Origin of the sequence: Superficieibacter electus (genome assembly GCF_002915575.1) — a bacterium.
In the GTDB taxonomy this organism is placed as follows: Bacteria; Pseudomonadota; Gammaproteobacteria; order Enterobacterales; family Enterobacteriaceae; genus Superficieibacter; species Superficieibacter electus.
Window position 1 is genome coordinate 31,554 of the sequence record NZ_PQGD01000008.1, and the last position, 12,172, is coordinate 43,725.

At 53.5% G+C, this 12,172-nt stretch carries 11 protein-coding genes; 6 read left to right on the plus strand and 5 right to left on the minus strand.

Annotated elements, in window-relative coordinates; translation table 11 throughout:
* Nucleotides 1–87: 87 nt before the first annotated feature.
* The 5 genes from accC to acuI form a co-directional block, all read right to left on the minus strand.
* Nucleotides 88–1,437 (minus strand): acetyl-CoA carboxylase biotin carboxylase subunit, encoded by a 1,350-nt coding sequence (gene accC, locus CHU32_RS11165; RefSeq protein ID WP_103675606.1) that lies wholly within the window; start codon nucleotides 1,435–1,437, stop codon nucleotides 88–90.
* 10 nt (nucleotides 1,438–1,447) lie between these two features.
* Nucleotides 1,448–1,918, minus strand: coding sequence for an acetyl-CoA carboxylase biotin carboxyl carrier protein (gene accB, locus CHU32_RS11170; protein ID WP_103675607.1), 471 nt, complete (start codon nucleotides 1,916–1,918; stop codon nucleotides 1,448–1,450).
* A 413-nt stretch (nucleotides 1,919–2,331) separates the two neighbouring features.
* Nucleotides 2,332–2,931 carry a protein-methionine-sulfoxide reductase heme-binding subunit MsrQ gene (gene msrQ / locus CHU32_RS11180; RefSeq protein ID WP_103675608.1) on the minus strand — a complete coding sequence of 200 codons (600 nt, stop codon included), beginning with the start codon at nucleotides 2,929–2,931 and terminating at the stop codon, nucleotides 2,332–2,334.
* Entirely contained in the window at nucleotides 2,932–3,936 is a 1,005-nt protein-coding gene (msrP, locus tag CHU32_RS11185) for a protein-methionine-sulfoxide reductase catalytic subunit MsrP (RefSeq protein ID WP_103675609.1), read from the minus strand.
* A gap of 121 nt (nucleotides 3,937–4,057) precedes the next feature.
* Nucleotides 4,058–5,032, minus strand: coding sequence for an acrylyl-CoA reductase (NADPH) (gene acuI / locus CHU32_RS11190; RefSeq protein ID WP_103675610.1), 975 nt, complete (start codon nucleotides 5,030–5,032; stop codon nucleotides 4,058–4,060).
* Between the two features lie 221 nt (nucleotides 5,033–5,253).
* Here acuI and csrD point away from each other — a divergent pair, with 221 nt between their 5' ends.
* The 6 genes from csrD to rng all read left to right on the plus strand — a co-directional run bounded on the left by csrD (nucleotide 5,254) and on the right by rng (nucleotide 12,159).
* On the plus strand, nucleotides 5,254–7,194 hold the full coding sequence (csrD, locus tag CHU32_RS11195; RefSeq protein ID WP_103675611.1) for an RNase E specificity factor CsrD: 1,941 nt from the start codon (nucleotides 5,254–5,256) through the stop codon (nucleotides 7,192–7,194).
* A 294-nt stretch (nucleotides 7,195–7,488) separates the two neighbouring features.
* A complete protein-coding gene (gene mreB, locus CHU32_RS11205) occupies nucleotides 7,489–8,532 on the plus strand; it encodes a rod shape-determining protein MreB (RefSeq protein ID WP_000913396.1) in 1,044 nt (347 codons plus the stop codon).
* A 68-nt stretch (nucleotides 8,533–8,600) separates the two neighbouring features.
* Nucleotides 8,601–9,611 carry a rod shape-determining protein MreC gene (gene mreC, locus CHU32_RS11210; protein WP_103675613.1) on the plus strand — a complete coding sequence of 337 codons (1,011 nt, stop codon included), beginning with the start codon at nucleotides 8,601–8,603 and terminating at the stop codon, nucleotides 9,609–9,611.
* Entirely contained in the window at nucleotides 9,611–10,099 is a 489-nt protein-coding gene (mreD, locus tag CHU32_RS11215; RefSeq protein WP_103675614.1) for a rod shape-determining protein MreD, read from the plus strand. The genes mreC and mreD overlap by 1 nt, the downstream gene beginning before the upstream one ends.
* A 7-nt stretch (nucleotides 10,100–10,106) precedes the next feature.
* A complete protein-coding gene (locus CHU32_RS11220; protein ID WP_103675615.1) occupies nucleotides 10,107–10,700 on the plus strand; it encodes a Maf family protein in 594 nt (197 codons plus the stop codon).
* On the plus strand, nucleotides 10,690–12,159 hold the full coding sequence (rng, locus tag CHU32_RS11225; protein ID WP_103675616.1) for a ribonuclease G: 1,470 nt from the start codon (nucleotides 10,690–10,692) through the stop codon (nucleotides 12,157–12,159). Before CHU32_RS11220 ends, rng begins: the two co-directional genes overlap by 11 nt.
* Nucleotides 12,160–12,172: the final 13 nt, after the last annotated feature.

Here is a 12,172-nt window from a genome sequence, read left to right on the forward strand (position 1 = left end):
CCATTAAAAAAACGCCAGGCTGTAATAAAAAGCCTGGCGTTAATCAGATCGTCGTCAGGCGCGGCGAACCGCGCCGACACTAACCCGTTACTTTTCCTGCAACCCGAGTTTTTTCTCCAGATAGTGAATGTTAGTTCCACCATTCTGGAAGTGCTCGTCGTTCATGATGCGCGTTTGCAGATCAACGTTGGTTTTAATGCCGTCGATGATCAGCTCCTGCAACGCATTTTTCATGCGCGAAATTGCAATATCACGGGTTTCTCCGTAACAAATCAGCTTACCGATCATTGAGTCATAATACGGCGGTACGGTATAGCCGGCGTAAATATGAGACTCCCAGCGCACACCAAAACCGCCAGGCGCGTGGAAACGGGTAATTTTACCCGGGCTTGGCAGGAAGGTGTTCGGGTCTTCGGCGTTGATACGGCATTCAACCGCATGGCCTCTGACCTGGACTTCTTCTTGCTTGATCGACAGCGGCTGACCTGCGGCAATGCGCAACTGTTCTTTGATCAGGTCAACGCCGGTGATCATTTCAGTAACCGGGTGCTCGACCTGAATACGGGTGTTCATTTCGATGAAATAAAACTCGCCGTTTTCGAACAGAAACTCAAACGTACCCGCGCCGCGATAGCCGATATCCACGCACGCTTTTGAGCAGCGCTCGCCGATGTAGCGACGCAATTCCGGCGTGATGCCCGGTGCTGGCGCTTCTTCGACGACTTTCTGGTGACGGCGCTGCATGGAGCAATCACGTTCAGCCAGATAAATAGCGTTACCCTGACCGTCAGCCAGCACCTGAATTTCGATGTGGCGTGGGTTTTCCAGGTATTTTTCCATGTACACCATGTCATTGCTGAAAGCGGCTTTCGCTTCTGCTTTGGTCATGGAGATGGACTGCGCCAGTTCAGCATCGCTACGCACTACGCGCATACCGCGACCGCCGCCGCCGCCGGACGCTTTGATAATAACCGGATAGCCAATGCGTTTAGCATGAGCACGGTTAAGATCCATATCGTCGCCCAGTGGGCCGTCAGAGCCCGGTACGGTCGGCACACCAGCTTTCTTCATGGCGGTAATGGCGGACACTTTGTCGCCCATCAGGCGAATAGTTTCCGCCTTCGGACCGATGAAGATAAAGCCGGAGCGTTCAACCTGCTCGGCAAAATTGGCGTTCTCAGAGAGGAAGCCGTAACCCGGATGGATTGCCACCGCGCCGGTGATTTCAGCGGCGCTGATGATAGCCGGGATGTTCAGATAGCTTTTTACGGACGGAGCAGGGCCGATACATACGGTCTCATCCGCCAGCAATACGTGTTTTAAATCGCGATCCGCAGTGGAGTGTACAGCGACGGTCTTAATGCCCAGCTCTTTGCAGGCACGAAGGATACGCAGTGCGATCTCGCCACGGTTAGCGATGACAATTTTATCCAGCATGTTCGCCTCGTTACTCGATGACGACCAGCGGCTCGTCAAATTCTACCGGTTGACCTGTTTCGAGCAGAATAGCTTTCACTACGCCCGCTTTGTCGGCTTCGATCTGGTTCATCATTTTCATTGCTTCAACGATGCACAGAGTGTCACCCACATTCACTTTTTGGCCCACTTCGATGAACGCTTTGGCATCCGGGCTCGGGGTGCGGTAGAACGTACCGACCATCGGGGAACGTACGATGTGACCACTGATTTCTGCCGCTGCTGGCGCTTCCATGGCCGGAGCGGCCGCCGGAGCTACAGCGTTAGATAAAGCTGGCTGCTGCATAACGGGCGCAGCATACGCCTGTTGCATCACTGGGATACCTGCATTCGGCGCGGCACGACTGATGCGTACAGACTCTTCGCCTTCAGAAATTTCCAGTTCGGAGATGCCTGATTCTTCAACCAGCTCGATCAGTTTTTTAATCTTACGAATATCCATGAGTGGGTTCCGTACTCTTTGTTTAGTGTGATTGTGACAGGCGTTTAACCGCCGTCTGTAAAGCATAAAAATAACCGGATTCTCTGGATTAATGAGAAGCACATCTGCTCATCATCCTCCGGTTACCGGGCAGAACAGCTATTAACCATTCATATGGAAAATACCTGACTCGCCAGCTATTGTGTCGCCATCTTCGGCTATTGTCCGGCAAAAAACAAAATATACCTTCAATGGACGATTGTCACCTTTCCGGGGCGATAAATCCCCTGGCAGGAAAATTGAAGTCGCACATTATAACGATTTCGTAGCATTTCGCAGCTAAATACTGGTCTTATCAGGGAAGATTATCAACCGCTATTGCCGTAAGCGCAGTCGCAGAGGGAATATCTGCGGGAAACCGCACACTTTCGACACTAACGCAGCCATTGACGGAACTTTTTGTAACGCCATGCTAAAAGCACCAGCGCCAGCACGGCATAAATCACCGGCTGTGGCGACAAAATTTTTACCGACCACAAATAATGCACAGGGGCGAGGATCGCGACAAGATAGATGCAGTTATGCAGTTTTTGCCAACGCCGGCCCAATTTCCTCTGCATTAACTGAGGCGACGTTATTGCCAGCGCCAGTAATATAAGCCAACTGATGCCGCCCAGGGTCAGATAAGGACGTGTGACCAGCTCTTGTCCCAGCAGCGATAAATTGTTGATACCCAGTTCCAGTAACGTATAGCTGGTCAAATGCAGCGTGGCCCAGGCAAAGCACCATAAGCCTAAAAGACGCCGCGTGCGTATCAATAAGGGCTGTTTAGCGTATCGCGTCAGCGGTGTGACCAGCAAGGTCGCCAGAAGTAATTTCAGAGCCATCCTACCGGTAAAGTGCTGGATATCCTTTGCCGGATCGGCGCTGAAATAGCCCTGGGACGCTGCCCAGAATAGCCACACCAGTGGTAGAAAAGCGGCCAGGTGCAGCACGACTTTCAGCCAGACTATGTGTTTTGCCGTTAATCGCACTCAAAAGCTCTCCCGCAAATCTAAGCCTTTATAAAGCGATGCCACCTGATCGGCATAGCCATTAAACAACAGCGTCGGTTGACGCTTAACATCAAGCACGCCGCCGGAACCGATAAAACGCTCCGTTGCCTGCGACCAGCGCGGATGATCCACATGCGGATTGACGTTGGCGTAAAAACCATATTCATCCGGTGCAGAGAGATTCCACGTCGTCGGCGGGCGCTCGCGGGTGAGGGTAATACTGACGATGGATTTAATGCCTTTAAAACCATATTTCCACGGCACGGTAAGACGAACCGGGGCACCGTTTTGCGGCGGTAGCGCTTTGCCATACACGCCTGTGGTCAACATCGTCAGTGGATGCATCGCCTCGTCGAGCCGCAATCCTTCAACATAAGGGTATTTCAGACCGCCGCCGATAAAGCGATCCTTCTGACCCGGCATTTGCTCTGGCGCATAAATCGTTTTAAACGCGACGTACTTCGCGTTACTGGTGGGTTCAACCAGCGCCAGCAGTTTATGCAGCGGAAAGCCGATCCACGGCACTACCATCGACCAGGCCTCAACGCAGCGCATGCGGTAAATGCGTTCTTCAAGCGGGAAACGTTTCGTTAAGTCATCATGATCGAGAGTGAGGGGTTTAGCCACTTCACCATCAATCTTCAGCATCCACGGATCGGTTTTCAGGCTCCCGGCATTAGCTGCAGGATCGGCTTTATCCAGTCCGAATTCATAGAAATTGTTATAGCCGGTGACTTTATCTTCTGGCGTTTGCGCAAGCTGACTCTGCCACTCAGCAGGGCGAGTAAAATCCAGCGGCTTACCCGACGGCGCAGGGGGACGATCGTGACCTTTAAACCAGTCCAGCAGATCGGCTCTTGCCATAGCGGGCACGCTGAGCGTAGCGGCACTGATACCCAGCGCTTGCAGAACCTGGCGGCGCTGCATAAAAAAAGCCGATTCGGCGGTGACATCGGCTTCAGTAAAGCGACGTAATTTCTTCATGACGGACTCCCGGCGAGCGCGCCCTCAGCAGAACAGCTGCAGCGCACCTGTAATCATGGCAGGGAGTCTGTCAGCGCGCGAGAAAATTGGTTAATTAAATGTAAATTTTCTCGCACCAGCATTATTTCACTTTTACCAGCGTACGGCCCTGCACCTGATTGTTAATAATGGCTTCGGCCACTTTTGGCGCATCATCAAGCGTGATTTCCGTCGCCGCTTGCGTATAAAACGTCTCTGGCAAATCCTGAGCCAGACGACGCCAGGCTTCCGCGCGTCGTGCAGCAGGGGCCATTACCGAATCTACGCCCTGCAAACGCACGTTGCGCAAAATAAACGGCATTACCGTTGTTGGCAGCGCAAAGCCGCCTGCCAGACCGCAGGCCGCTACACAGCCGCCGTAGTTCATTTGCGCCAGGACTTTTGCCAGCACCTTGTCGCCAACGGTATCAATCGCACCTGCCCATAGCTGTTTTTCAAGTGGACGCGTTTCGGCAAATTCATCACGCCCGAGAATGCGGCTGGCCCCGAGAGTACGCAGATAGTCGTGAGTGCTTTCGCGACCGGAGACCGCCACCACCTGATAACCCAATTTATGCAGCAGGGCCACAGCGGTACTGCCAACGCCCCCGCTGGCACCCGTCACCAGGATTTCGCCGCTATGAGGGCGGATGCCTGCCTCTTCCAGCACCATGACGCACAGCATGGCAGTAAAACCTGCTGTGCCAATAATCATTGCCTTACGGTCATCAAGCCCTTCAGGGAGTGCCACCAGCCAGTCACCGTTAACGCGAGCGCGTTCAGCCAGACCGCCCCAGTGATTTTCGCCCACGCCCCAGCCGGTCAGCACCACCTGCTGACCAGGATGGAAACGCGGATCGTCGCTGATATGAACCGTCCCTGCGAAGTCGATGCCGGGCACCATGGGAAAATGGCGGATAATTTTGCCTTTACCGGTAATGGCCAGGGCGTCTTTATAGTTCAGACCGGACCACTGAATATCTACGGTGACGTTGCCTTCGTGTAGCTGGTTGTCATCAATATGTTGCACCGACGCGAGCGTTTTCCCGTCCTGCTGTTCTAAGAGTAAAGCCTGCATAATCCGCCCTCATTTGACCAATGATTAGAAATACTACTCAGCAGACTATACTCGTTAATCAAAATACGATGCCGACTTTACGCAATAAATTGCCAGATCCGCCAGGTTTGATAGTATTCACAGTTCATCTGCGAGTTAGTGCTTACTTTAAGGTAAATGCTGCTGGCTGAGGGGCCTTACATTAACCGGGCTGTTCATAACACAACGGAGTTAACTCAGGGATGCGTTTAACGACGAAGTTTTCCGCTTTTATTACCTTGCTTATTGGCCTGGCCATTCTGGTCACGCTGATAGGATGTTCGCTCAGTTTTTATAATGCGATCCAGAGCAAAATTGACGGACGCGTGCGCGCTGTTGCTACCATTCTTGATAACCGGCTGGTTACTCGTGCCTTTGGGCAGCTTGATATCCAGATGGATGAATTAATGGTGCCTGCTGATATTGTCCGCATTGATTTTTTCCACGGGAAACAGGTGCTCTACAGCCATGCCAGGACAGGAAGCTATCGTCTGCTGGGGAGCAGTAACCTCTATCGTGAACAGACCGTTTCTTCATTAAAGCATCCGGGTATGACCATCCACCTGATCTACCAGGACCCGATGGCCAATTATTTTCACTCCCTGATGACCACCGCGCCGTTAACCTTTGCGATTGGTTTTATGGTGCTGGTGATTTTTCTGGCGGTCCGCTGGCTGCGTCGTCAGCTGGCGGGAGGAGAACTGCTGGAAATGCGTGCGACGCGGATACTTAATGGCGAGCGGGGACACGGCGTGCGCGGCACCGTCTATGAATGGCCCGCCCGCGCCAGTAGCGCGCTCGATATGCTGCTCTCAGAAATTCATTTTGCCAGTGAGCAACGCAGTCGGATGGATACGCTTATTCGCTCCTATGCTGCACAGGACACGAAAACGGGGCTAAATAACCGTCTGTTTTTCGATAGCCAACTGGCCACCCTGCTGGAAGATCAGGAAAAAGTGGGAACACACGGCATTGTGATGCTTATTCGTTTACCTGACTTCGATCTGCTGTCGGAAAGTTGGGGACGCGCAGCGGCGCAGGAGCATTCCTTTACCTTAATTAACCTTATCTCTACCTTTATTATGCGCTATCCCGGCGCGCTGCTGGCTCGCTATCATCGTAGTGATTTTGCCGTATTACTGCCGCATCGTACCTTAAAAGAAGCTGATGGCATTGCGTCCCAATTGTTAAAAGCGGTACGTGCGCTACCGCCGTCCAGAATACTCGACCGGGAAGACACTATGCACATCGGCGTATGCACCTGGCGCAGCGGACAAACCACAGAGCAGGTAATGGGGCATGCGGAAACAGCGACACGTAACGCCGTGCTTCAGGGCGGTAATAGCTGGCTGGTTTATGACGATTCACTGCCTGAGAAAGGCCGCGGTAACGTACGCTGGCGAACATTGATTGAGCAAGTGCTAAGCCGTGGCGGCCCGCGTTTATACCAAAAACCGACGGTACTGGCAGATGGTCATGTGCATCATCGGGAATTACTCTGCCGGATCTTTGATGGCAATGAAGAATTGCTGACGGCGGAATATATGCCTTTTGTCCTGCAATTTGGCCTTGCCGAAGAATATGACCGTCTGCAAATCTCCCGTATGCTCCCTTTCCTGGGGTTTTGGCCGCAGGAAAACCTGGCCATGCAAATCTCCGTTGAGGCATTAATACGCCCACGTTTTCAGCGCTGGTTACGTGATACATTAATGCAATGCGAAAAATCGCATCGAAAACGCATTATTTTTGAACTTGCTGAGGCGGATGTTTGTCAACATATCAGCCGCTTACAGCCTGTGGTGCGATTAATTAATGCGCTGGGGGTAAGAGTGGCGGTCGCCCAGGCAGGGTTAACCATGGTGAGTACCAGTTGGATCAAGCAGTTGGACGTTGCCATAATTAAATTGCATCCTGGCCTGGTGCGTAATTTTGAAAAACGTAGCGAAAACCAGCTTTTGGTACAGAGCCTGGTTGAAGCCTGCAAAGGAACATCAGCGCAGGTTTTTGCCTGTGGAATTAGGACAAAAAGCGAATGGCTAATTCTGGCGGAATGTGGTGTAGCGGGTGGGCAGGGCGATTTTTTTGCTGCCTCCCAGCCACTTGACTCTAATCTTAAAAAATATTCGCAAAGATATTCGGTTTGACCTGCCGTTTACTATGTTTTCACGTAGAATAACGCGCGCTGTATCTTTGGGGGTGTGCTTGTCTGCCCGCCAGGATCACGCAGTTAACGACCTTTTACAGGTTGCAAATGAAAGCAGGGAACGCTGCTGATGATGTTAAATCTGAAGGAGTCAGGTATCAGTTTGTAACAAAGGTAACGAACTGCACTAATTTTCACCGTAGCAGATGATTTTTGCGCCTTGTCGCTGCTGCGTGTGGTTGGTAAAGTAAGCGGATTTTGTACTCCGCCCCAGCTTTCAGGATTATCCCTTAGTATGTTGAAAAAATTTCGTGGCATGTTTTCCAATGACCTGTCCATTGACCTGGGTACTGCGAATACCCTCATTTATGTGAAAGGACAAGGCATCGTATTGAATGAGCCTTCTGTAGTGGCCATTCGTCAGGATCGTGCTGGTTCACCGAAAAGCGTCGCCGCTGTCGGTCATGACGCGAAGCAAATGCTGGGCCGTACGCCTGGTAACATCGCGGCGATTCGCCCGATGAAAGACGGCGTGATTGCCGACTTCTTCGTGACCGAAAAAATGCTTCAGCACTTTATTAAGCAGGTGCATAGCAACAGTTTTATGCGTCCAAGCCCGCGTGTGCTGGTGTGTGTCCCGGTGGGGGCTACCCAGGTTGAGCGCCGTGCTATTCGTGAATCCGCGCAGGGCGCTGGTGCCCGTGAAGTATTTTTGATCGAAGAACCCATGGCTGCTGCGATTGGTGCGGGTCTTCCGGTCTCTGAAGCAACCGGCTCGATGGTGGTGGACATTGGTGGCGGCACCACTGAAGTCGCCGTGATCTCCCTGAACGGCGTGGTGTACTCCTCTTCCGTGCGCATCGGCGGTGACCGTTTCGACGAAGCCATCATCAACTATGTACGCCGTAACTACGGCTCGCTGATTGGTGAAGCCACTGCGGAGCGTATCAAGCACGAAATCGGTTCTGCCTATCCGGGCGACGAAGTGCGCGAAATCGAAGTTCGCGGCCGTAACCTGGCGGAGGGCGTGCCGCGCGGCTTCACCCTGAATTCTAACGAAATCCTCGAAGCATTACAGGAACCGCTAACTGGCATCGTCAGCGCGGTGATGGTTGCCCTCGAACAGTGCCCGCCAGAGCTGGCATCTGACATCTCCGAGCGCGGTATGGTGCTGACCGGCGGTGGCGCGTTGCTGCGTAACCTTGACCGTCTGTTAATGGAAGAAACCGGTATTCCTGTCGTTGTTGCTGAAGATCCGCTGACCTGTGTGGCTCGCGGCGGCGGCAAGGCACTGGAAATGATCGACATGCACGGCGGCGACTTGTTTAGCGAAGAGTAGTCGGCTTCGGGTGCGGGGTTGCCTTAGCGCTGCCCCAGCCTGAACTGACGCGAGAATACGCATAGCCTATGAAGCCCATTTTTAGCCGTGGCCCGTCGCTACAGATTCGCCTTATTCTGGCGGTGCTGGTGGCGCTCGGCGTCATTATCGCCGACAGCCGCCTTGGTACGTTCAGCCAGATTCGAACGTACATGGATACTGCCGTCAGTCCTTTCTACTTTATCTCAAATGGTCCCCGCGAATTACTTGATAGCGTCTCACAAACGCTGGCCTCGCGCGATCAGCTCGAACTTGAAAACCGGGCGCTGCGTCAGGAACTGCTGCTGAAAAACAGCGACCTGCTAATGCTGGGGCAATATAAGCAGGAAAACGCGCGTCTGCGCGAGCTGCTGGGTTCCCCGCTGCGTCAGGATGAACAAAAAATGGTCACCCAGGTGATCTCAACGGTCAACGATCCCTACAGCGATCAAGTGGTCATCGACAAAGGCAGCGCCAACGGGGTGTATGAAGGCCAGCCGGTCATCAGCGATAAAGGCGTGGTTGGGCAGGTGATCGCCGTGGCGAAGCTGACCAGCCGCGTGCTGCTGATTTGTGATGCCACCCACGCGCTGCCGATTCAGGTACTGCGTAACGACATTCGGGTGATTGCTGCCGGTAACGGTTGTACTGACGATCTTCAGCTTGAGCATCTGCCTGCCAATACCGACATTCGTGTCGGCGACGTGCTGGTGACCTCGGGTCTTGGCGGTCGTTTCCCTGAGGGCTACCCGGTTGGCGTGGTCTCCTCCGTGAAGCTCGACACCCAGCGTGCCTACACCGTTATCCAGGCGCGTCCGACCGCCGGTTTACAGCGTTTGCGCTACCTGCTGTTGCTGTGGGGAGCGGATCGTGAAGGCACCAACCCGATGACGCCGGAAGATGTGCACCGCGTGGCAAATGAACGTCTGATGCAGATGATGCCGCAGGTACTGCCGGCACCTGATGCGATGGGGCCGCCAGCACCTGTGCCTGCGCCAGCGACGGGCATAACGTCTTCACCGCAGCCGCAGACGCAGCCGTCCTCTTCAGGAGGGCAGTAGTGGCGAGTTACCGTAGTCAGGGGCGATGGGTTATCTGGCTCTCGTTCCTGGTCGCACTTCTGCTACAGATCATGCCCTGGCCGGATAACATCATTGTTTTCCGGCCAAACTGGGTATTGCTGATCCTGCTGTACTGGGCGCTGGCGCTGCCGCACCGGGTCAATGTGGGTACCGGTTTATTAATGGGTGCCATACTGGATCTGATCAGCGGCTCCACGCTGGGCGTACGTGCGCTGGCGTTAAGCATCATTGCCTATCTGGTGGCGTTGAAATACCAGCTATTTCGCAACCTGGCGCTCTGGCAACAGGCGCTGGTAGTGATGCTGCTGTCGCTTGCTACTGACATCATCGTGTTCTGGGCTGAATTTTTAGTGATCAACGTCTCTTTCCGGCCCGAAGTATTCTGGAGTAGCGTAGTAAACGGCGTACTCTGGCCCTGGCTCTTCCTGCTGATGCGGAAAATCCGCCAGCAATTTGCGGTGCAATAAGGTTTTTATGACAGCGCTTTATCTTGCTTCCGGTTCTCCACGTCGTCAGGAACTGCTCACTCAACTGGGCGTGACGTTCGAGCGTATCGTCCCTGGCATTGAAGAACAGCGGCAGCCCGATGAAAGCGCGGCGCACTACGTTGTTCGTCTGGCACGGGAAAAAGCGCTGGCAGGCGTGGCACTGGCCGCCAGTGACCGGCCTGTGCTGGGGGCGGACACCATCGTTGTCCTGCACGGTGAGGTACTGGAAAAACCACGCGACGATGCCGATGCTGCCGCCATGTTGGGCAGGCTTTCCGGGCAGACCCACCAGGTACTGACGGCGATAGCGCTGGCAGACCGGCAGTCGGTGCTTGAAAGTCTTGTAGCGACAGAGGTCACCTTCAGGGTACTCTCTGAAGAGGATATCGCGGGCTATATTGCCAGCGGTGAACCTCAGGATAAAGCAGGTGCATACGGTATTCAGGGGCTGGGTGGCTGTTTCGTCAGGAAGATTAATGGCAGCTATCACGCCGTAGTCGGCTTACCGCTGGTGGAAACGTATGAGTTGCTGAGTAATTTTAACTCACTGCGTGAGCAAAGGGATAAACATGACGGCTGAATTGTTGGTAAACGTAACGCCCTCGGAAACCCGTGTGGCGTATATTGACGGTGGTATTCTCCAGGAAATCCACATTGAGCGTGAAGCCCGACGTGGGATTGTAGGCAATATCTACAAAGGTCGCGTGAGTCGCGTTCTCCCCGGTATGCAGGCGGCATTTGTAGATATTGGCCTCGACAAAGCCGCTTTCCTTCATGCTTCCGATATCATGCCGCATACCGAATGCGTGGCCGGTGAAGAGCAAAAACAGTTTATTGTCCGTGACATCTCCGAACTGGTCCGCCAGGGGCAGGATCTGATGGTGCAGGTGGTGAAAGATCCGCTTGGCACCAAAGGCGCGCGTCTGACGACCGATATCACCCTTCCTTCTCGCTATCTGGTCTTTATGCCGGGCGCGTCGCACGTCGGCGTATCACAGCGCATTGAGAGCGAAGTTGAACGCGACCGGCTGAAAAAAATCGTCGCTGACTATTGCGACGAGCAGGGCGGGTTTATTATCCGTACCGCAGCGGAAGGGGTATGTAATGACGATCTGGCAGCGGATGCCGCCTATCTGAAGCGTGTCTGGACCAAAGTGATGGAGCGTAAAAAACGCCACCAGACCCGCTATCAGCTTTACGGGGAACTGGCGCTGGCGCAGCGCGTACTGCGTGATTTTGCCGATGCGCACCTCGACCGTATCCGCGTTGACTCCCGTCTGACCTTTGAAGCGCTGCTGGAGTTTACCGCTGAGTACATTCCTGAAATGACCAGCAAGCTGGAACATTACAGCGGGCGTCAGCCGATTTTCGACCTTTTTGACGTGGAGAATGAAATTCAGCGCGCGCTGGAGCGCAAAGTTGAACTGAAATCTGGCGGCTATCTGATTATCGATCAGACTGAGGCGATGACCACCGTTGATATCAACACCGGCGCGTTTGTTGGCCATCGTAATCTTGATGACACGATTTTTAATACTAACATTGAAGCAACGCAGGCGATTGCGCGTCAGTTAAGGCTGCGTAACCTCGGCGGGATCATCATCATCGACTTTATTGATATGAGCAACGACGACCACCGCCGCCGGGTACTTCATTCTCTTGAGCAGGCGCTGAGCAAGGATCGGGTTAAAACCAGCATCAATGGCTTTTCACAGCTTGGGCTGGTTGAGATGACCCGCAAGCGCACCCGTGAAAGTGTGGAGCACGTGCTGTGTAATGAGTGTCCAACCTGCCACGGTCGCGGGACGGTTAAAACGGTGGAAAGCGTATGCTATGAAATTATGCGCGAAATCGTGCGCGTGCATCATGCCTACGATTCCGACCGTTTTCTGGTTTACGCTTCTCCTGCGGTGGCAGAAACGCTCAAAGGTGAAGAGTCTCACGCGCTGGCAGAAGTCGAAATCTTCGTCGGTAAGCAGGTCAAAGTCCAGATTGAACCGCTCTATAATCAGGAGCAGTTTGATGTGGTAATGATGTAATACAACAGTCTGC